This window comes from Thalassotalea algicola, assembly GCF_012932965.1.
Taxonomy (GTDB): domain Bacteria; phylum Pseudomonadota; class Gammaproteobacteria; order Enterobacterales; family Alteromonadaceae; genus Thalassotalea_F; species Thalassotalea_F algicola.
Genome location: NZ_JABBXH010000003.1, coordinates 514050 through 534432 on the forward strand (window position 1 = coordinate 514050; position 20383 = coordinate 534432).

A 20383-nucleotide genomic window follows, 5' to 3' on the forward strand; every position below is an offset into this window, starting at 1 on the left:
GATGTAAGTTATGGAAAAAGCGCAAATTTTATTGCTAGAAGATAGCCCAACTTTATCTGCTATTTATGCCGGCTTTTTAGTCGATGAGCCCTATGAATTGATGATGGCTGATAGCGGACAAAAAGCGTTAGATATTATTCATACTCATTGTCCCCGTATTTTATTATTGGATCTAAACCTGCCTGATATGGAAGGGATGGATATCCTGAAATATATACATAAAGAAAACCTGCCAATAGTTGTCGTTATTTTAACTGCTCATGGCTCAGTTGATGTCGCGGTAGATGCTATGAGATTTGGCGCTTTTGACTTTATTAGTAAACCAGTTGAGCCTAAACGCTTATTAATTACTCTGAGAAATGCCATTAACAATCATACGATGAGCAGGATGATTGATGAATATCGTGAAAACTTTGAACGTCAAGACTTTTGCGGCTTAATTGGAACCTCAATGGTAATGCAAGGGGTGTATCGTATTATTGAAAGTGCAGCCCCAAGTAATGCAACTGTATTTATTACAGGAGAAAGTGGCACTGGAAAAGAGCTTTGTGCAGAAGCTGTTCACCAACTTAGTGCGAGAAAGGACGGTGCTTTCATCGCGTTAAATTGTGCCGCTATTCCGAAAGATCTAATAGAAAGTGAGATATTTGGTCACGTAAAAGGAGCTTTTACTGGTGCATCAAGCGATCGAAAAGGTGCTGCAATGCTGGCCGATGGAGGTACGCTTTTTTTGGATGAGCTTTGTGAAATGGATATTGATTTACAAAGTAAAATATTGCGTTTTATACAATCGGGGACTTTTCAAAAAGTTGGTTCCAGTAGACAAGAAAAAGTAGATGTACGTTTTGTTTGTGCAACAAATAGAGAACCGTTAAAGGAAGTACAAGAGGGGCGATTCAGAGAAGATTTGTATTACCGCCTACATGTTATACCTGTTGCGCTTCCAGCGTTAAAAGAACGTGGTAAAGATATTCTTGAGATTGCAAAGAAGCTGTTGATTGATATTAGTAACGAAGAAAATAAATTTTTTAAACGCTTTGGTGCTGATGCAGAGAGGATTTTGCTCTCTTACAGTTGGCCGGGCAACGTTCGAGAGTTAGAAAATGTCATTCGTAATTTAGTTGTCTTGAATACGGGTGAAGTTGTCCACGCCAATATGTTGCCACCACCACTTAACTCAATAACTTATGTTAACGGCGGTGAATTAAGCGTGACTGAGCAATTGCTTAGTTCAAGCAGTACAATAGACGATGCAGAGCAACAAACATTGACTAGTGCTGATGCCAATTGTCAAGCCGCGTTAAACAATAATGAAACAATAGGTGATATCATTCCTTTATGGCTTGTGGAAAAACGTGCCATTGAGAGTGCGATTGACTATTGTAGCGGCAATATACCTAAAGCTGCGGCTATGCTAGATGTTAGCCCTTCCACGATATATCGAAAGAAACAGGCGTGGGAAGAATAATTTTCCACAACGAATTCGATACCTTCAGTCATAGTTAGCCAATATATTTATGGAAGGCTAATTAATCTTTAAGATATTTTTTGCAATTTAGAAAGTAGTTATTTGCAGAGTGCAAATAACTACTGGTAAACCTTTTTAAGCTACTGAAATAAAACAATAAAACTTATGGCTTGGTTTGTGCAAATGGTAATTACCTAAAGTATTAAAAGGTGATTTCATATGTCTAATTCTCCATTACATATTGTTCTATTGTTAGATAGCCGCTGCTTTGGCGGCATTGAAACGCATGTGGTTAACTTGGCTAGAGGCTTTGAACAGCAAGGTCATAGCATTACGATTGTGTTATTTAATGACTATGGTGAACACCCAGTGTTTGATGGAGAACAGTCTAAAGATTTATCTGTATGCAAGTTGGATGGTAGCTTGCGTAGCTTGTATAAAATGCTCAAATATATACCAACAGATGTTGTACATACTCATGGTTATAAAGCTGGAGTCCTTGGTCGGCTAGTATGTAAATACTTAAAAATCGCTGTTGTTTCTACGTTTCATGCTGGTGAAAAAGGTAGCGTGAAAATGCAGTGTTACCGTTGGTTGGATAAGTTCACCGCTAAATGGAGCCATTGTATTAGCGTCTCCGCGGAAATATCGAGTAAGTTAGGTCACCCTTGCAAAGTCATTCAAAACTTTGTCATGCCGACTTTTCACGCCAATGGCATGTTTTCTCCAAATCAAATCGCCTTTGTCGGTCGATTGAGCCATGAAAAAGGACCTGATTACTTTTTACAGGTCGCAAAAGCTATACCGAGTTGTGACTTTGTAATGTATGGCGATGGCCCATTGTTTGAACTAGTGGATGAAAGCAAACCCCAAAATTTAACATTAATGGGGCAGGTTGACTCAATGGTGCCACACTGGCGGCATATTAAAGTGCTTTGTATTACAAGTAGAGCAGAAGGATTACCTTTAGTCGCTTTAGAGGCGATGACCCGTGGTATCCCGGTTATTGCATTCAATGTCGGCGGGCTATCAACATTGATTCAACACAACGTTAATGGTTGGTTGATTCCTGAATGTAAACCTCAGCTGTTTATTGAAACCTTACATCAAGTGCTTCAGTTTAAGCGCAGCCGCTTTGATTTATTGGCTCAAAATGCCCGTAAAATTATTAAAGATAAGTTTTCTAGTCATGCGGTAATACCTCAAATTTATGCGGTTTACATTCAAGCAATGAGTGGGCTAAACAATGTTAAGTCGTAATATTCGGAGCTTTCTCGGTGAAACCGCTTTATATGCTGTAGGAATTTTCTTGATGAAAGGAGTTTCCTTAGTCATGCTTCCTGTTTATACACATTATTTGTCGCCGGAAGAATATGGTCGATTAGAAGTTATTGTCGTTTTTTCTAATCTTGCATCGATATTTCTAGGGTTTGGTTTAGTCGAGGCTTTGTATCGTTATGTTGGCCTGGCAACTCAAGATGAGTGTAAAAAACAGCATGCAGCAGAATGTTTGCTTTTAGCTGTGATAATCGCTGCGATCGCTTATATTTTTTTTCATTTTTTCTCTAGTGCTATTGCACTGTATTTGCCGGGTAATATTACAGAGCATGAAATATATTTGCTGGGCGTCGCATTGGCGCTGGGAGGCGTGGTTAACGTACCATTAGCCTGGGTGAGGATAACGGCTCGCGCAGGCTTATTCTTCAAAGTGACTATGGCAAAAGTGATATTGCAGGTAGCAATGTCATTTTACTGGTTAACGCAAGGGTTAGGAGTCGAGAGTATTCTTGCTTCGGGCGCTATATCTACAGTAGTTATCGCCTGTTACCTTTGCCAATTGCAGTATCGTGAAACTGGATTTAAGTTTTCAACTGCTAATTTAAAAAGCATTGTTAATTATGGTTGGCCAATACTTATCGGAGGGGCTGCTACTTTTGCATTAGCTGGATTGGATCGCTGGTTGTTGGCAGAATATTTTGGTGCTGAAGACATAGCTACTTATGCTATCGCGCTTAAGTTTGCTTTAGTGCCTGTTCTTTTAATACAGCCATTTACACTTTGGTGGTATCCGAAACGTTTTAGTGTGTTGCAGCAAACTGATGGCGTTATCCTAAATGCTAAGTTTGCTACGTTTGGAGCTGTGCTGGCCGTATCAATGTGTGCCTTATTAGGCTTAATTGGACCAATTTTAATACAATGGCTCACCCCGAGAGAGTATCACCACGCAGCGAATTTGCTACCGGGTTTATTATTATGTACGTCACTAAAATTAATTTCAGAGCTACTAAATTTAGGATGTTATATAGATGCAAATAGTCAAAAGCAAATGGTTATAAACATGGTTGCGTCAGTCGTAGGCGCATTGTTGTTGTTTGTTTTAATACCTAACTATCATGTGGTGGGTGCTATAGCATCATTACTTGTAGCGTATAGTGTACGTACTTTTTTGTTCTATTTTCATAGTCAACGTCGCTTATACCTTCCATATAAACTGACTTACTTATTTTCAGCGTTAAGTGCATTCGTGTTAATAACGTTCATTGGCCAGCATTTAGAGGCGCCTTTATGGCTGGCGGCAAAATAAATTTATTTGGGTTGTGTGCTCTATTTTTTATAGTAGCGATTACCTTGTATATATTTCCCAACCCGATGCTATTAATAGTCGTCGGTGTGATACCTTTTTTACTATGGGGACTACTACGATTTTCTTTCTTCGTTGTATTGGCATTTGTAGTATTTTCGTTCTTTAGAATCCATGAGGTTTTTCCTGTATTGTCTCCGTTGAAGCTACCACAATTGCTAGCATTAGGTTCACTATTTGTCGTGTTTCTTCGTCTGTTCTTCATGCAAAATTTAGCACCTTATTGGTGCCGACAATTTACATATCTCGCATTGTTTTTTTCATTAGTAACGCTTACGTTGCCGTTCTCTGCCAATGTTGATGTAGGATTTAAGGCTTGGTCAGGTACTTACAGCAAAGTCATTTTAATGACATTTGTGGTTGCATGGATGATGAGAAAAGAGAGTCACTTTGTAGCGGCTCATCGTATATTCATCCTCGCAGGCTTTTGTGTAGCAGGTATTGCGCTTTTAAATAAGGCAAGTGGTATAGGTTTGGTAGAGGGAACTCGAGTAACGATTGGCAGAGATATAGGATCTTTGTTAGGGGACCCAAATGATTTAGCCCTTGTGCTTCTATATCCTTTAGCATTTGCTACTAGCGCCATGCTGGAAAAAGAATTACCGAGGTGGGAAAGGTTGTTCGGTGTAATAGCCTTTATATTACTTTTTATGGCGATATTAGCAACGCAAAGCAGAGGAGGATTGCTTGGGTTTGTTGCCGTTGTAGGGGTATTCGCATACAACAAAGTGAAATCTAAAATGCTAATTATTAGTGTAGGCACTATAGGATTATTACTTTTATTTGCAATAGCAGGAATTAGTGAACGTTCATCAGGTGGAGCAGCAGAAGAGGGGATTGATGAATCAGCGATGGGGCGTTTGTATGCGTGGCAAGCTGCTTGGAATATGGCAGTTGATAACCCTGTTGGAGGTGTAGGGATTAGCAACTTTTACTATAACTATTTTTTTTATAGTGCTCATTGGGATGGATTAAATCACGCGGTTCACTCTACTTGGTTTGGCGTTCTTGCAGAAACAGGATTTGTAGGATTAGGCTTATTTGTAGCACTCGTTTTCACAACGTTTAAGGTTAGTTGGAAGCTCCTAAAAAATAAGGGGGTAGAGTCATTGTCGCCCGGAATGAGAGTAGTAGTTTATGCTGCGCCCGCCGGTATTGTTGGTTTTATCGTTTCTGGAACATTCCTAACTCAAGGGTTTATTTGGCCTATCTATTTGCAAGTGGCTATGGTGGCTGCTTTAGCAAAACATTGCGAAAAGCAACTGGCGAAACAACAAAATAAGATGTCACCTTTTTATTTGCAGAATGCGAAACTCAAGCAGGGAGAACCTCTTAGCTATTGAAAATAAAAAGAAAAATACGTGGCTTGATAATTGCAATTTTATACTGAGAAGTTAATAAATGGAGGCATTTATGAAACAATTTTCCTTACAAAAGCGAATATTATTTGTTCATTTTGGTGAAGATTGGTTGCGTGGTTCAGAAATTGTTTTGCTCGATTTGATTAGCGCCGCTAAACAGAAAGGCCATACAGCAATACTATGGTGTAATAGTCGAGTACTCAGTGAAGAGGCTGAAAAACTGGATATAACCGTTATTACAGAGCCTTTTGCCTGTTTAGGGTATTGGTTTTTTCCTCGGTGGTCTTTTGCTTCGTTTATTAGCCAAGTGAAAAAGGCCATACACCTAATTCACGATTTTAATGTTGACGTTGTTCATTGTAATAATGGTGCTCCTTGTCAATGGTTGTCCTTTGCGTGCAAATGGACAAAAGTACCATTAATATTGCATTTACATGCACGCTATCAGTATTTTGACCGTTTAATGTTGTGTTTTAGCGGTGCAGACCATGTTGTTGGGGTAAGTCAAAGTGTGGTTGATGTGTTTAGTGAGCGTGAAGTCCGATTGGCATCGATGCAAGTTATTTATAACGGGATAGATAAAAGACGAGCAATAGATAACAAACCTATTGATTTGCGTAACCTCGTTAACGCCCATGAACAAGATGTTGTCTTGCTTTATATCGGATCATTAATTCCTAGAAAGTCAGTCGCATTGGTAATAGAAGCACTTGGCCAATGCTCTAATTTTAAGCTAGTTGTCGCTGGCGATGGTGAAGAAAAGGATAACTTAATAGCTTTAGTTAAAAGCAAAAAATTATCTCAACAAGTGCTTTTTTTAGGAGAACAAAAAAATGTGGCCGCATTATATTCCAGTAATGCTGATTGTTTTGTTTCAGTGCCAAATGAAGAAGTATTTGGCCTAACGTTAGCCGAAGCTAGCTTAGCAAAATTACCTATTATTACCACTAATATTGCGGGGGTAAATGAAATCTACCAAGATGGGGTTAACGCTCGTCTAATTGCTCCCAATGACTTGGACGCATTGATAGGTGCATTAGATGAATTAAAAAGCCGACCTAAACGCTATCATATTTTTGCCTTAACAGCACATACCCACATATCCACTAATTTTAATAAACAAAGCCAGTTTGAACAATTCGATGCTTGTTATAACCAAGTTATTGAACAGAGGTGTCATGACGGATTAAGTACATTTTTGCTATATCACATGCGTTGTTTAATGCAGGCAATAATTAAACGTGGGAGTAACAAGTTAGCTCAATTGATTACTCGAAGTTTTAAATGGATGTCGATACAATCCTAAAGGAGTATTTCATGAATAACGGTATCTTAATTTTCGACCCTGTCCCCTATTTTGGTGGTTCAAAACAGGTTGCAAAAAGTGTTGTTAAACAACTTCCTCCAACATGTAAAGTCACAGTAATTACTGCTGACTTAAGTACTTGGCAACATGTTACGTCCAATATTCACCAGCTGTGGATTCCCAAATTCTTACAAGGAAAAACTAACGGAATCAAATATTACTTAAAGCACTTATGTTTTGCATGTTCAATAGTTTATTTCATGCTTATTGATAGACGGTTTAAGCGGCTAATTGGTATTTCAGGGCCTACGGTTGACTTTGCACTTTACCTTCTTAATTTAGTTATTAATGTTGAAATTATTCAATTGGTGCAAGGCCCTATACCTAAGTCTAAATCTGCTGCTTATGGTTTAACAAAGGCGGATAAAATTTTCTGTCTATCCAGCATGGAGGATTCTGTCTATCAAACACATGGTCTAATTAATGATAGAAAAAATGACATTCAGTCGAAAATCGGTTGCTTTATTAACGCGATTGATCAAAATGAAATCGTGCCCCGTATAAACAGTCAAGAATTAGAGCTATTCTGGTGTGCTTCTTTGTTGCCCTGGAAACGACTGGATGTATTCTTAGAGGCAATTTCCATATTAAGAAATAAATATAAAATGACGCATGTTTGCGCCAATATTTGCTATATCAAACCGCCTTCAAGTGAGTATCGAGTTGAACTACCGGATAATACGAATAACCAAATACGATTTAAAGAAAAGCCTGATAATTTGCCTGATATTCGGGCACGCTCAGCTATTTTCATCTCCACCTCCGAGGAGGAGCCGTTTGGCCTTTCGATATTAGAATCTCTTTCTGCAAAACTTGCTGTGGTTATTCCTGAAGATGGAGCTTATTGGGATACGCAACTGACAGACAACTTAAATTGCTTGAAATTTAAGCCAAATAATCCGAATCACTTGGCTAAGCAATTATATGTCCTAATTAATAATCCCCCTATGCTTAGGCAAATAGCGGCTAATGGGTATATTCACTCATTGCGCTACAGTTCACAAGCTTGCTATTCGCAAATTACAAAAGCATTAACTCAATAGCGCATTAATACAATTGCAAATTGCAAGTTAACACAGTTGGGTGTTGGTAAGTTGCTGTTATATAAGTTTATATTTTATTGGCTTGGATTCTGCAGAAGTAAGAACACAAAACGTTTCGATATTAGAAGTGACCATGTGGGTCATTGAGGTGTTAATTATGAGCAGTTTTAATATTCACTATGCTAAACAATGGGCAAAGACCAGTGATAATGTTTTTGCGAAATTGATTAAGGCAGGGTGGGGTGGAGTCAAAACGATTGAAATGCCTAATATCCCTGTTTTATTTAAAATAATTTACTTATTCCATATTTGCACTAAGCAATTGGTGTCGGACTTACTACGGGTTCTTTATTTTACTCCTATCTTCAAGTCACGTTTAGCAAACAATCCTAGAAAGCTTTACTTATATGGTGGCTTGCCAGTCGTTATTGGTAGCTTGGAGATTACCATGGGAAATAAGGTTCGTTTAGCAGCAGTAACCACAATAAGTGGACGAGCGGTTGGGCGTGAGATTCCTCAACTCCACATAGGTGATAACGTGGGTATCGGTTGGCGAACTTCGATTGCAGTTGGGGAGAAGATTTTCATAGGAGATAATGTCCGTATTGCTGGCGACTGCTACTTAGCCGGCTATCCAGGCCATCCAGTGAATGCCCAAGATAGAGCTAAAGGGTTACCTGATACTAAAACGCAAGTAGGTGATATTTTCTTACATGATGATGTCTGGTTGGCAACAGGAGTAAAAGTCATGCCAGGGGTAACCATAGGTAAAGGAACCATAGTAGCAGCGGGGAGCGTGGTGACTAAAAATCTTCCTGATTATGTATTGGCGGCAGGTGTGCCAGCTAAAGTAGTGAAATCAATTAAGGAGCAGGCTTATGGATAATACAACCATGGGAAATAGCAACTCTGTCAAAAAAGGTCGTCCTATGATTGTCTTTGGTGAAGATTGGGGCAGGCACCCTAGCTCTACACAACACTTAGTCAATGTACTTAAGCTGCAACGAGATATAATTTGGGTAAATTCAATTGGACTAAGAAAACCGAGGATTACATGGCGAGATATCAAACGAGTTTTTAGTAAAGTAAATTCATTTTTTCAAAAGAGTAGCTCTAAACCTCTTAATCGAAGTAAAGGAGCACATCAATTTATTGTCATTGACCCGTTAGTGATGCCATGTACAAATAATGCGCTATTACTTTGGGTTAATCGCATGCTTTTGAAGCGACAAATATCTAAGGCGTTGATGCATATTAATAGAGCTAACCTTTTAGTATGGACCTCGTTGCCAACTGCAGTTGATTACATAGGTCTACTTGGAGACTCAGCACATGTCTATTATTGCGGAGATGATTTCAGTGCTCTAGAAGGAGTAGACCATAAATTTGTTACTACTAAAGAAAAAAAGTTAGTGGCCCTTACCAAGCATGTTTTAACGGCTAGTAAGCAGCTTGCTACAAAGTTTCCATTTGCTAAAACAGCTACTATTTCTCATGGGGTAGATACTGCGCTATTTTCGCAAAAATTTGCTGATTGGCCGTATGATTTGCCCAAAGGGAAACCTATTGCTGGTTTTTATGGCAGTATTTCTGCTTGGTTAGATCAAAATATAATTCTTGAAAGTGCACAAGCACTTCCTCAATGGAATTTTGTTCTGGTGGGAAATATCGAGTGTGATGTATCTAGGCTTAAAGCTCTGGATAATGTTTATTTTATTGAGGCAAAAGCACATCAGCTATTGCCGAATTATATTAAGAACTGGCAAGTAGCAATGTTACCTTTTTTTGATAACAAACAAATCGAGATGTGTAATCCTCTTAAATTAAAGGAATATTTAGCAAGTGGCGTGTCTATAGCGAGCACTAACTTCAATGCGCTTGATGGCTACAGACATTTGGTTAAGGTGGTAAAAAACAGTGAACCCTTTTATCAAACAATATTAAGAGCGAATATTTGTAATAGAAAAGCCGATATTGCAGCACGACAACAAAGTGTTGCAAATGCTTCGTGGGAACAGAGAGTTGAAGACATTGAGAATATAATAAACTTATATTAAATATTTGTACGCAGGTTAATGTTTTCTATATATTTATCTATACGTTATTTACGATACTATTAAACTAAGTGTAGGAATTTTCCTTTTCCAAATAAATATAAGCATACGGAGAGCTTGTAATGAAACCGACTATTTTACTTGTCGATGATGAGCAAGAAATTGTTAGAGCATTAAAGCGCTTACTAATGAAGAATTATCATGTTCACGCATTTAATGAACCGTTGAAAGCTTTAGCGTTTTTTAAGGAATCGCCTACACACATTATACTTTGTGATATGAAAATGCCAGAGATGACTGGTGTAGAACTTTTGAAGGAGGCATTTCAAATAAGCCCTAAATCTCGACGTATAGTATTAACTGGTTATGCCGATGCGGAAATGGCTCAAGCGGCAATCAACTTAGGTCATGTTCATGCTTATCTGGGGAAGCCTTGGAATAATGACTATCTAATTCAAACGATAGAACGCTTGTTAGCAGAGCTAAAAGCTGAAAATAAGCGCCTTTCAACAATCAAAAAATTAAAGGAAAAAAATCAATATTTACAAAACAAAACTGACGAGGAACAATTGCTAAATACAGAGATGTTGAGCAACAGCGAAGAAGTTCAACAACAAAATGAGCGTTTAATTGGCTCACATAACGATTTAGTGAATTTGTCGGCAAACCTAATATCAAGTCACACTCAAGATAATAATGGGCATGCAAGGCGCATTGCACAACAAGCACGTGTGCTTTTTAATCGTTTAACGACAAAACCTGAAGTCTCTACCGCATTATATTTAGCAGGGTTGTTTTATCGTATAGCACTGACTGAACAAGAAATAAATTTATCTAAAGTACCGTTTAATGATTTGAAGCCTCAACAACAACATTTCTGGCAAAAACTGCCTGATTTGAGTAGTGAGATTCTAAGTGAGCCCCCCATGTTTTCAGCTAGTGCGAGTATTGTGGCTAACACATATTTTGTGTGGGGAAGTAAGCATTGCCAAGTTGATGAATTGGATGGTTTGGAGGAAAAAACGGGAGCAATTGTTGATGCAGCGAAGGTGCTGTCATTAGTTGTCTTTTTTGATCTGTATATATCTGGTCAAATCGACGGCGAGAGTCACCCCCCCTTACAAGCGTTTAATAACTTGAGTCGCTTAGCTAAAAAGCTTTTCGGTCAGAGTATCGTTAATGAATTTGAAAAAATGATTTGTCATCCATCTGGCGATAACTTATATGAAGTGCCTAAAACAGTTTCTCAATTAAAAGTCGGGGAAATATTAGCTCAAGATGTATTTGATAAATTAGAGCAGTGCTTGTTGACACGACACACTGAATTAACGGAAATGTACATAGATTCCTTGAAATCATTACAAGAAGAAACCAAACAAAAGCTTATTATTTATACTCATAGCACCTAAAAAAACAATTCCAATGAGCAGTAAACTCGGGCTATTAAAACATTACGTTTACACCTAACAGAAGCTCACTTTGTATCCATATTTCGCTTTCTATGAAAATTGCACATTCGGTACTGTCGCAAAAAACCTCACTTTCAGAGTCGAAAAATGTACCGTATATTCGGCCGCCTATAAATATCTTCATATTTTCAGAGAGACTCAATTTGCTATTAAGTCCAAGACTGGCTGAGAAGTTAGTTTCACTGTTTAAATGTTTTGCGTTTGGTGATAAATGCGTGAAGCCTACTCCACCTGAAAGCCAGAAAGGTACAATGCCATTGCTTAGTTTAATATTGCCACCAAGATGTACATAACTAATCGCAACTTCAGAGCCATGTAACTCTGCTAAGTTTGTGTCGAAATTAGAAACGTAATGACTAATCAATAACTCTCCTTGCCTGTTATGATCATAGTGCCATGCGGCGATTAGCCCATACCCATTTTTATCTTCTAGCCTTATAGTATTGTCGCCAGCAATTTCGTCAAAATCTCCTCCTAGTCGGTAGCTAGTAAAAGGTGTAAATTCAAATGTAGATTTTGCCTTTTCTTGAGCGCAAACAATATAAGGTAGCACTAGTAATATGCAAGCAACTAATAGGGAAGTGTGCATCGAGATTTCCGATTTTATTTTTGTTTAGTATTTGCCGGGTGCATAAAAAAATCCAGCATGGAAGCTGGATTTTTAAATGTTTGAATAAATTTGCTAGAAGTTTACTCGCCGTCTAAGAAGCTCTTCAGTTGCTCAGAACGAGAAGGGTGGCGCAATTTACGTAACGCTTTCGCTTCGATTTGACGAATACGCTCACGTGTTACGTCAAACTGCTTACCTACTTCTTCTAGTGTATGGTCAGTATTCATATCAATACCGAAGCGCATACGAAGTACTTTAGCTTCACGTGCTGTTAAACCCGCTAGTACTTCATGAGTAGCATGCTTAAGGTTTTCAGACGTAGCAGAATCAACTGGTAATTCACCGCTACCATCTTCAATAAAGTCACCTAAGTGCGAATCTTCATCGTCACCAATTGGTGTTTCCATTGAAATCGGCTCTTTAGCTATTTTCAATACCTTACGAATTTTGTCTTCCGGCATGATCATGCGTTCAGCTAACTCTTCAGGAGTCGGTTCACGACCCATTTCTTGAAGCATTTGGCGAGAAATACGATTAAGTTTGTTAATCGTTTCAATCATGTGCACTGGAATACGAATAGTACGCGCTTGGTCAGCAATTGAACGAGTAATTGCCTGACGAATCCACCATGTTGCATAAGTAGAGAACTTATAACCACGACGGTATTCGAACTTATCAACCGCTTTCATCAAACCAATATTACCTTCTTGGATAAGATCTAAGAATTGTAAACCACGGTTGGTGTATTTTTTAGCAATTGAAATAACAAGACGTAAGTTCGCTTCTACCATTTCTTTCTTCGCACGGCGGGCTTTCGCCTCACCAATCGACATACGACGGTTGATGTCTTTGATGCCATGTACGTTTAAGAAAGTTTCTTCCTCAAGTTGTTTAAGCTTAAGTACGCTACGTTCAACTTCCAACTCAATGTCTGAAAGTCTTGATGAGTATGACTCACCTGCAGCTTTTTGCGCTTCAAACCATTCTAGGCAAGTTTCGTTACCAGGGAATACTTTGATAAAGGTTGCTTTTGGCATACCTGCACCGACAACACAGTGCTTCATGATTAGACGTTCTTGAACACGTAAACGGTCCATAACGTCGCGCATGTTTTTAACTAGCTTGTCGAATACTTTTGGTACTAAGCGGAACTCTTTGAAAACTTCAGCAATTGTATCTATAGCTGCTTGGGCATCTGCATGACCGCGACCTTTAGCATCAATAACTTTATTTGCTGCTTCATAAGCATCACGAAGCGCATCAAATTTTTCTTTTGCTTGCTCAGGACAAGGACCAGTGTCGACTTCTTCCTCGTCTTCATCATCGTCACTTTTCTCTAAGTCAGAATCTTCATCAGCTAATTCGTCTTCTGAAAGCTCAGAACCAACGTGTGTTGCGGCAGCAGCTACATCTTCATCTTCAGCGTCTGGGTCTAAGAAGCCTACGATAATGTCACTTAAACGAATTTCTTCCGCAACAAAATTATCCCATTGTTCTAACAGGAAGTTAATTGCTGGTGGATATTCTGCAACAGAGCGTTGAACTTCTTTAATGCCTTCTTCAATACGTTTAGCGATTACAATTTCGCCTTTACGTGTAAGAAGCTCAACCGTACCCATTTCACGCATATACATACGTACAGGATCAGTTGTGCGGCCAATTTCACTTTCTACCGTAGCTAGTGCTTGGGCAGCGGCTTCAGCAGCATCTTCATCTGTGTTGGCCTCGCTCATCATCAAGGTATCGGTATCAGGTGCATTTTCAAATACCTGAATACCCATGTCATTGATCATGCGAATGATATCTTCTACTTGATCCGAATCGATAATATCTTGAGGGAGGTGATCGTTAACTTCTGCAAAAGTTAAATAACCTTGTTCTTTACCCTTAGTTATTAACTCTTTAAGTCTAGATTGTGGGGCTTGATCCATCGACGAATGTCCACCTATATATGGCTATCAAATTTTAAACAGTAAGCGGTGAATTTTAGCAAGTTGGTGATAAAATTACCAGCGGTTTAATAATGTTTTATATTATTAATGTTGTCAGTTTTGCTCATTAAGCAAAGTCTGTAATTCTCTTTTTTCTTCAGGTGTTAACTGATTTAAACGTGCTTTTTGAAGCAGTACTTCAGTTCTTTGTTCAACTAAAGTATTAAGGAGCTTTTCAATACTATCAAGAAAAACGTCTTCGGCATTGCCACTGTCAATCTGATGTTCCCAGATAAGTAACTTAGCTAATTGCTTGCCTTCTTGTCTCTCTCGGAAAAGCTCAATAATTTGTCCACTGTTTATGTGGGGGTTACTTGCACAAATTGCAAGTAATTCGTTAAATAAAGCCATACCTGGCATGTCTAAATGCGCTAATACTGAGGCATTTGGTAAACATGAAACGAGCTGAGGTTTCTCTAAAAGCAATGCAATAGCTAACCTAACAGGGGTTGCTCTAGTGGTTTTTCTAACATTTTTAGTTTTATTGGCTTGAGCGCTCGATTGAGTCATTTGTTTAGCAAGGTGATCACCACCGGTACCAAAACTATTGGCAAGTTCATTGATCAAAGACTCTTTTAATACGCTATCAGGCATTTTATTGACATAAGGCTGGAATGAATCGGCTAAAGCCGCTCGGCCTTCTAAACTTGTCATGTCAATTTTCGCAATGAGGTTTTCAAGCAAAAATCGTGAGAGCGGTTGGGCATTATCTAAGATTTGTTCAAATGTTTGTTGCCCTTGTTGACGAATTAAACTATCAGGGTCTTCACCATCGGGTAAGAAAACAAATTTCAGTGAAATACCATCGCGTATTAGCGGAAGCGCGTTATCCATTGCCCGCCAAGCTGCTTCTCTTCCTGCTCTATCTCCGTCGTAACAGCAGATGACTTCAGTGACGGTTCGAAATAGCGTTTGTAATTGTTCAGGAGTAGTTGATGTGCCTAAAGAAGCAACGGCATAATCAACGCCATGTTGTGCCAGTGCAACAACGTCCATATAACCTTCAACAACGACTAATCGCGTTAAGTTTTTATTTGCTTGTTTTGCTTCAAACAAGCCATAAAGCTCTTGGCCTTTATGGTAAATACGTGTTTCCGGTGAGTTTAAATATTTTGGCGTACCATCGCCAAGTACTCGTCCACCAAAACCGATGACACGACCGCGTTTGTCACGAATAGGAAACATAATACGCCCACGGAATCTATCGTAAGGTCGCCCTTTGTCGCCATCAATGGCCATACCTAGATCAACGAGTTGTCTAGAGTTTTGGCCATTATTGGCAAAGGCATTCATCATGCCATCCCAATTATCCGAAATGTAACCGATACCGAAGCGCTTAGCAATTTCACCACTTAGACCACGGCCTTTTAGGTAATTAATAGCGACATCTTTGTCTTGTGCAACGCGAAGTTGTTGCTGATAAAAACGCGATATTTGCTCCATGATTTGATAATCATCTTGCTTTTGTTGTTGTGCTTGTGCGTATTTTCGTTGTTGCTCTGGCGTATGTTGTTTTTCGTCGCGTTCGACTTCCATTCCGTTTAGGGAAGCAAGTTCTTCTATCGCATCGACAAACTCTAATCGGTCATATTCCATTAAAAATGAAATGGCATTGCCGTGTTCGCCACAGCCGAAGCAATGATAAAACTGTTTATCAGGACTAACACTAAAAGAAGGTGACTTTTCAGTGTGGAATGGACAACAAGCTTGGTAGTTTTTTCCCGCTTTTTTTAACGTGACACGAGAATTGATTAGCTCAACGATATCAGTTCGAGCTAATAGGTCATCGATAAACTGTCTTGGAATTAATCCTGCCATGAAAACTTACTTAGGAACTCTTGTCATTATAATTATTGTTTAGCTAACAGCAGAAATCGAGCTGATAGGGAAAAGCATTCTACATAAAAAAACCGCGATGCAAAACATCGCGGTTTCTTTATATTTTTATAACTGTTTTAAAACGGTTATGCGTTTAAAGCTGCTCTAACCTTACCACTAACAGCGCCTAAATCGGCTTTACCTTGCATAGCAGGTTTTAATACTGCCATTACCTTGCCCATGTCAGCCATTGAGCTGGCACCGACTTCAGTGATGGTGGCAGAAATCATTTCTTGAATTTCTGCATTGGTAAGGGGGGCTGGTAGAAATGCTTCTAATGCTGCAACTTCTGCTGCTTCATTAGCGGCTAATTCATCTCGGCCACCTTCAGTGTACATGGCAATCGATTCTTTACGCTGCTTAACCATTTTGGTTAATACAGCAATTACAGCTGCATCATCTGGTGCAATGTTGTTATCGATTTCTGCTTGCTTAATAGCTGATATTGCCATGCGAATAGCACCAAGTTTAATTTTTTCCTTGGCACGCATAGCGTTTTTCATTTCATCTTTAAGTTGTTCAAGCAATTTCATGCGACAGTCTCAAGCAATTTGACTAATACAGAATAAATCTGTGATTAGTACATGCGAACGCGACGAGCGTTTTCGCGAGAAAGTTTCTTAGCTGCACGCTTAACTGCTGCTGCTTTTTTACGCTTACGTTCCCAAGTCGGCTTTTCGTATGACTCGCGACGACGTACTTCTGAAAGGATTCCTGCTTTCTCACAAGAACGTTTGAAACGACGTAAAGCTACGTCAAATGGTTCGTTTTCTCTTACTTTAATTACTGGCATGTGCCTTGTACCTTAAAAATTTCTATATAAATCTACAAACGCTTTGTAACGTTTATACGCTCATATTGGTTTAATTGGGGCGCGCATAATATGCCGAAATGAGAGGTTTGTAAAGTCAAAACACCGTTTGATTACTAAAAGTTATAAAAAACTTTTAGATAGACTTCTTGATTAGAGTTATTGGTTATTAGCTGGTAAAATTCCGTCAACTTTTTTAGGCACAATAAACAGCTTTAATTTATGCGTATTTTAGGTATTGAAACTTCATGTGATGAAACAGGTATTGCCATTTATGATGAAGAGCAAGGTATTATGTCACATCGCTTATATAGTCAGATTGCAGTGCATGCAGATTATGGTGGAGTTGTACCTGAACTTGCTTCACGTGACCATGTCCGCAAAACAATACCGTTAATTAAAGAAGTGCTAGCTGAAGCCAATTTAACGCCTGAAGATTTAGACGGCGTTGCATACACAGCAGGCCCAGGATTAGTTGGTGCGCTTTTAGTTGGCTGCTCTATTGGTCGAAGTTTGGCTTATGGTTGGAATTTACCCGCTGTGCCTGTTCATCATATGGAAGGACATTTATTGGCCCCCATGTTAGAAGATGATGTACCAGAATTTCCTTTTGTCGCTCTGCTTGTTTCTGGTGGCCACACAATGTTGGTGCGAGTAGACGGTATTGGCAAATATGAGTTACTTGGTGAATCTGTTGATGATGCAGCGGGTGAAGCGTTTGATAAAACCGCGAAGCTATTAGGTTTAGATTACCCAGGAGGCCCTGTGCTATCTAAAATGGCAGAAAACGGCACGCCTAAGCGTTTTAGATTTCCTCGACCGATGACCGATAGACCAGGATTAGATTTTAGTTTTAGTGGGCTAAAAACCTTTGCTGCAAACACAATTGCAAAAGAAGATAGTAGTGATCAAACTAAGGCTGATATTGCCTATGCGTTTCAAGAAGCTGTGGTAGATACATTGGCAATTAAGTGTCGACGTGCATTAGAGCAATGCGAGCTTAAACGATTAGTGATTGCTGGTGGCGTTAGTGCTAATCGTTCACTTCGAGAAAAGCTTGATAAGGTCACTCAAAAACTTGGCGGACAGGTTTATTATCCTCGACCTGAGTTTTGTACCGATAATGGTGCCATGATCGCATACGCAGGTATGCAACGATTAAAGTCTGGTGTAAGTGCTGACTTAACATTTAAAGCTACGCCACGCTGGCCTTTAGATACATTGGATGCCTGTTAGACGCGACTTATTTTAGGCTCGGTACCTTTAACTAATCGAATGATATTATCTTTGTGTCTAAAGATAATTAGCGCCGATAACATCAATACTGGATAGACATAATCAGGTTTTAATAGCCAAACATAAAGTGGTGCGGCGCTTACGGTAATGATAGCAGCTAGACTCGAATATCGGCTGCTTTTAGCCACAATCACCCAGGTAAGCAGTAATAGCAAACCTAAATCTAAGCCGATAGGTAACAACACTCCGAATGCTGTCGCAACGGCTTTTCCGCCTTGAAAGCTAAAAAATACCGGAAACATATGCCCTAAACAGGCGGCAACCGCAACGACACCTAGCCATATAGGTTCTACACCTAAAAAATAAGCACCCCAAACAGGAATCGTACCTTTTAATACATCGAAAACTAACACTGAAGCGGCGGTTGCTTTATTGCTAATTCGTAAAACATTGGTCGCGCCCGGGTTGTTAGAGCCTGTAGAGCGAGGGTCAGGAAGGTTTAACAAGCGACATATAAGAATGGCACTAGAGATAGAACCGACTAAATAAGCAAGTATTATCATCGAGATAGTGACAAACATATTATCCTTGTAATGTTAAAAACTGGTTTGCCAGTTATTCTAGCCGTTATATCACTGGTTTTTCTAGACCTTGGCAGGTAAACTCGCGATTTAATTTATAAAAATCGCTATTAAAAGGTTAATCACCGTGGATAAAGTCTATATTCAGGGACTAAAAATTCAGACAACTATTGGTTTTTTTGAGTGGGAAAAGCAGATCAAGCAAACTTTAGTGATTGATTTAGTCATGGGGTGGAGTATTCAACCTGCAGCGAGTAATGATGAGTTAGATAAGACACTCGACTACGCTGAAATATCAGTAGCTATTGAAAAGTTTGCGAATGAGAACCCTGTAGATTTGATTGAAACCTTAGCAGAACGATTAGCGCAATATTTAATGAGCCAATATCATATTCCATGGTTGAAATTAAAGGTTGGTAAGCCGGGTGCTGTCCATAATGCCAAAACTGTTGGGGTTGAAATAGAACGTGGTCAGCAGCAATAATGGCCGATATATATATTTCACTGGGTTCTAATATAGAACGTGAAAAGTATGTAAATAAAGGGCTCTGGGCGCTAGAAAATGCGTTTGGTGAAATAGCAGTATCGTCACTATACGCTTGTGAAGCGATTGGCTTTGAAGGTCCAGAATTTTATAACTTAGTGGTAAGCGCCAATACGTCGAAAACCTTGTCGGAAGTAGCTGAGTTACTTAGAGATATTGAATATGACAATGGTCGAAGTCCTGATGCTTATAAATATAGCCCTCGCACGTTAGATCTTGATTTATTACTTTTTGATGATGTCATTGCTAATGAGCCTGCTCAAATTCCTCGCGATGAAATATTAAAAAATGCTTTTGTTTTGTGGCCATTAGCAGAGTTAGCGCCAAAGTTAATTCATCCAGTTAAACAAAAAAATTACGCTAGTCTTTGGCAGCAATTTGATAAAACATCGCAGAAAATAGCGCAATTGCCGCTAACTTGGCAGTCAAATTTAGGAAGAAATAACTAACACTATGGATATTATTGAAATATTACTATTAGCATTAATTCAGGGGCTTACCGAGTTTTTACCGATTTCAAGTTCGGCTCATTTAATACTACCCTCTCAGTTATTTGGTTGGGTAGATCAGGGACAAGGATTTGATGTTGCCGTTCATGTCGGTTCGCTGCTAGCTGTATGTTTGTACTTTAGAAAAGAAATTGGCGATATGTTAGTTGCTTGGTACGCAACACTGACGCCCAATAAAGAAGACGACGCGGCGTTAACTGACGAACAAAGATTTAATGGTAGGTTAGCTTGGTGGATTATTCTAGCGTCGATTCCATTGGGCTTATTTGGTTATTTAAGCGCAGACTTTATTGAAGAAAATTTACGTTCAGCTTTAGTTATTGCGATAACGACCATAGTTTTTGGTTTATTGCTTGGCTTTGTTGATATAAAAGCTAAACAAAATGTAGCTCTAGAAGCGTTTAGTTTCAAAGGAGCGATGATTATCGGCCTAGCGCAAATGTTAGCCATCATTCCAGGAACTTCTCGTTCAGGCATTACCATGACGGCAGGATTGATGCTGGGTTTAAGTCGCGAAAATGCCGCGCGTCTTTCTTTTCTAATGTCTATTCCCGCTATATCTATGGCAGGCGGCTACCTAACATTAAAATTAATTACCGGTACCGAGGTCGTTGATTGGATGTCGATGGGTATTGGCAGTGTATTGGCTTTTATAAGTGCATATGCGTGTATTCACTATTTTCTTATTTTAGTGAATAAGATTGGCATGATGCCATTTGTTATTTATCGATTAATACTCGGTGTGGGTTTACTTGCATTCGTATGGTAGATAGCAGAAAAACTGTAATGAATCGAATACAAAAAAGCGCACCATATGGTGC

Annotated in this window: 19 protein-coding genes; 13 read left to right on the forward strand and 6 right to left on the reverse strand. The window is 39.1% G+C overall.

All coding sequences use genetic code 11. The features are described 5' to 3' along the window. Positions 1 to 10: 10 nt before the first annotated feature. The 9 genes from HII17_RS11045 to HII17_RS11085 all read left to right on the forward strand — a co-directional run bounded on the left by HII17_RS11045 (position 11) and on the right by HII17_RS11085 (position 11342). The gene (locus HII17_RS11045; protein WP_169075423.1) at positions 11 to 1468 is read left to right on the forward strand and encodes a sigma-54-dependent transcriptional regulator; all 1458 of its coding nucleotides are present in this window, start codon (positions 11 to 13) and stop codon (positions 1466 to 1468) included. A gap of 219 nt (positions 1469 to 1687) precedes the next feature. Then, a complete protein-coding gene (locus HII17_RS11050) occupies positions 1688 to 2728 on the forward strand; it encodes a glycosyltransferase family 4 protein (RefSeq protein WP_169075424.1) in 1041 nt (346 codons plus the stop codon). Further along, positions 2715 to 4052, forward strand: a complete 1338-nt coding sequence (locus HII17_RS11055) for a lipopolysaccharide biosynthesis protein (RefSeq protein ID WP_268969147.1) — start codon at positions 2715 to 2717, stop codon at positions 4050 to 4052. The genes HII17_RS11050 and HII17_RS11055 overlap by 14 nt, the downstream gene beginning before the upstream one ends. After that, the gene (locus HII17_RS11060) at positions 4034 to 5452 is read left to right on the forward strand and encodes an O-antigen ligase family protein (RefSeq protein ID WP_169075426.1); all 1419 of its coding nucleotides are present in this window, start codon (positions 4034 to 4036) and stop codon (positions 5450 to 5452) included. Before HII17_RS11055 ends, HII17_RS11060 begins: the two co-directional genes overlap by 19 nt. Before the next feature lie 70 nt (positions 5453 to 5522). Further along, on the forward strand, positions 5523 to 6776 hold the full coding sequence (locus HII17_RS11065) for a glycosyltransferase family 4 protein (RefSeq protein ID WP_169075427.1): 1254 nt from the start codon (positions 5523 to 5525) through the stop codon (positions 6774 to 6776). 11 nt (positions 6777 to 6787) lie between these two features. Then, positions 6788 to 7879: a glycosyltransferase family 4 protein gene (locus tag HII17_RS11070; RefSeq protein WP_169075428.1), complete on the forward strand. Its 1092-nt coding sequence runs from the start codon at positions 6788 to 6790 to the stop codon at positions 7877 to 7879. Between the two features lie 133 nt (positions 7880 to 8012). Further along, on the forward strand, positions 8013 to 8765 hold the full coding sequence (locus HII17_RS19325; RefSeq protein ID WP_328824526.1) for an acyltransferase: 753 nt from the start codon (positions 8013 to 8015) through the stop codon (positions 8763 to 8765). Then, positions 8758 to 9936 (forward strand): glycosyltransferase family protein, encoded by a 1179-nt coding sequence (locus HII17_RS11080; protein ID WP_169075429.1) that lies wholly within the window; start codon positions 8758 to 8760, stop codon positions 9934 to 9936. Before HII17_RS19325 ends, HII17_RS11080 begins: the two co-directional genes overlap by 8 nt. A gap of 119 nt (positions 9937 to 10055) precedes the next feature. Beyond that, positions 10056 to 11342 carry a response regulator gene (locus HII17_RS11085; RefSeq protein ID WP_169075430.1) on the forward strand — a complete coding sequence of 429 codons (1287 nt, stop codon included), beginning with the start codon at positions 10056 to 10058 and terminating at the stop codon, positions 11340 to 11342. A 34-nt stretch (positions 11343 to 11376) separates the two neighbouring features. On the opposite strand, the gene HII17_RS11090 is transcribed toward HII17_RS11085, so the two are convergent. From HII17_RS11090 to rpsU, 5 genes are all read right to left on the reverse strand, one after another. Continuing rightward, entirely contained in the window at positions 11377 to 11991 is a 615-nt protein-coding gene (locus HII17_RS11090) for a hypothetical protein (RefSeq protein WP_169075431.1), read from the reverse strand. A gap of 101 nt (positions 11992 to 12092) precedes the next feature. Next, positions 12093 to 13943 carry an RNA polymerase sigma factor RpoD gene (gene rpoD, locus HII17_RS11095; RefSeq protein WP_169075432.1) on the reverse strand — a complete coding sequence of 617 codons (1851 nt, stop codon included), beginning with the start codon at positions 13941 to 13943 and terminating at the stop codon, positions 12093 to 12095. Positions 13944 to 14057: 114 nt separating this feature from the next. Then, positions 14058 to 15821: a DNA primase gene (dnaG, locus tag HII17_RS11100; protein WP_169075433.1), complete on the reverse strand. Its 1764-nt coding sequence runs from the start codon at positions 15819 to 15821 to the stop codon at positions 14058 to 14060. A gap of 146 nt (positions 15822 to 15967) precedes the next feature. After that, the gene (locus tag HII17_RS11105) at positions 15968 to 16414 is read right to left on the reverse strand and encodes a GatB/YqeY domain-containing protein (RefSeq protein WP_169075434.1); all 447 of its coding nucleotides are present in this window, start codon (positions 16412 to 16414) and stop codon (positions 15968 to 15970) included. Between the two features lie 44 nt (positions 16415 to 16458). Continuing rightward, positions 16459 to 16674 (reverse strand): 30S ribosomal protein S21, encoded by a 216-nt coding sequence (gene rpsU, locus HII17_RS11110; protein WP_074500846.1) that lies wholly within the window; start codon positions 16672 to 16674, stop codon positions 16459 to 16461. A gap of 240 nt (positions 16675 to 16914) precedes the next feature. On the opposite strand from rpsU, the gene tsaD reads away from it, so the two are divergent. Further along, positions 16915 to 17928, forward strand: a complete 1014-nt coding sequence (gene tsaD / locus HII17_RS11115) for a tRNA (adenosine(37)-N6)-threonylcarbamoyltransferase complex transferase subunit TsaD (RefSeq protein WP_169075435.1) — start codon at positions 16915 to 16917, stop codon at positions 17926 to 17928. On the opposite strand, the gene plsY is transcribed toward tsaD, so the two are convergent. Continuing rightward, positions 17925 to 18509, reverse strand: a complete 585-nt coding sequence (gene plsY / locus HII17_RS11120; RefSeq protein ID WP_169075436.1) for a glycerol-3-phosphate 1-O-acyltransferase PlsY — start codon at positions 18507 to 18509, stop codon at positions 17925 to 17927. The two genes, tsaD and plsY, sit on opposite strands and share 4 nt — an antisense overlap. A gap of 127 nt (positions 18510 to 18636) precedes the next feature. Here plsY and folB point away from each other — a divergent pair, with 127 nt between their 5' ends. From folB to HII17_RS11135, 3 genes are read left to right on the forward strand one after another with little or no spacing between them, the layout of a single operon-like run. Further along, the gene (folB, locus tag HII17_RS11125; protein ID WP_169075437.1) at positions 18637 to 18993 is read left to right on the forward strand and encodes a dihydroneopterin aldolase; all 357 of its coding nucleotides are present in this window, start codon (positions 18637 to 18639) and stop codon (positions 18991 to 18993) included. Further along, positions 18993 to 19502 carry a 2-amino-4-hydroxy-6-hydroxymethyldihydropteridine diphosphokinase gene (gene folK / locus HII17_RS11130; RefSeq protein ID WP_169075438.1) on the forward strand — a complete coding sequence of 170 codons (510 nt, stop codon included), beginning with the start codon at positions 18993 to 18995 and terminating at the stop codon, positions 19500 to 19502. The genes folB and folK overlap by 1 nt, the downstream gene beginning before the upstream one ends. A gap of 4 nt (positions 19503 to 19506) precedes the next feature. Next, entirely contained in the window at positions 19507 to 20331 is an 825-nt protein-coding gene (locus HII17_RS11135) for an undecaprenyl-diphosphate phosphatase (protein ID WP_169075439.1), read from the forward strand. The last annotated feature ends 52 nt before the right edge of the window (positions 20332 to 20383 follow it).

Coding starts and splice junctions, on each gene's coding strand:
- HII17_RS11045 (WP_169075423.1), top strand. CDS start 11: ATGGAAAAAGCGCAAATTTTATTGCTAGAAGATAGCCCAACTTTATCT.
- HII17_RS11050 (WP_169075424.1), top strand. CDS start 1,688: ATGTCTAATTCTCCATTACATATTGTTCTATTGTTAGATAGCCGCTGC.
- HII17_RS11055 (WP_268969147.1), top strand. CDS start 2,715: ATGTTAAGTCGTAATATTCGGAGCTTTCTCGGTGAAACCGCTTTATAT.
- HII17_RS11060 (WP_169075426.1), top strand. CDS start 4,034: ATGGCTGGCGGCAAAATAAATTTATTTGGGTTGTGTGCTCTATTTTTT.
- HII17_RS11065 (WP_169075427.1), top strand. CDS start 5,523: ATGAAACAATTTTCCTTACAAAAGCGAATATTATTTGTTCATTTTGGT.
- HII17_RS11070 (WP_169075428.1), top strand. CDS start 6,788: ATGAATAACGGTATCTTAATTTTCGACCCTGTCCCCTATTTTGGTGGT.
- HII17_RS19325 (WP_328824526.1), top strand. CDS start 8,013: ATGTGGGTCATTGAGGTGTTAATTATGAGCAGTTTTAATATTCACTAT.
- HII17_RS11080 (WP_169075429.1), top strand. CDS start 8,758: ATGGATAATACAACCATGGGAAATAGCAACTCTGTCAAAAAAGGTCGT.
- HII17_RS11085 (WP_169075430.1), top strand. CDS start 10,056: ATGAAACCGACTATTTTACTTGTCGATGATGAGCAAGAAATTGTTAGA.
- HII17_RS11090 (WP_169075431.1), bottom strand. CDS start 11,991: ATGCACACTTCCCTATTAGTTGCTTGCATATTACTAGTGCTACCTTAT.
- rpoD (WP_169075432.1), bottom strand. CDS start 13,943: ATGGATCAAGCCCCACAATCTAGACTTAAAGAGTTAATAACTAAGGGT.
- dnaG (WP_169075433.1), bottom strand. CDS start 15,821: ATGGCAGGATTAATTCCAAGACAGTTTATCGATGACCTATTAGCTCGA.
- HII17_RS11105 (WP_169075434.1), bottom strand. CDS start 16,414: ATGAAATTGCTTGAACAACTTAAAGATGAAATGAAAAACGCTATGCGT.
- rpsU (WP_074500846.1), bottom strand. CDS start 16,674: ATGCCAGTAATTAAAGTAAGAGAAAACGAACCATTTGACGTAGCTTTA.
- tsaD (WP_169075435.1), top strand. CDS start 16,915: ATGCGTATTTTAGGTATTGAAACTTCATGTGATGAAACAGGTATTGCC.
- plsY (WP_169075436.1), bottom strand. CDS start 18,509: ATGTTTGTCACTATCTCGATGATAATACTTGCTTATTTAGTCGGTTCT.
- folK (WP_169075438.1), top strand. CDS start 18,993: ATGGCCGATATATATATTTCACTGGGTTCTAATATAGAACGTGAAAAG.
- HII17_RS11135 (WP_169075439.1), top strand. CDS start 19,507: ATGGATATTATTGAAATATTACTATTAGCATTAATTCAGGGGCTTACC.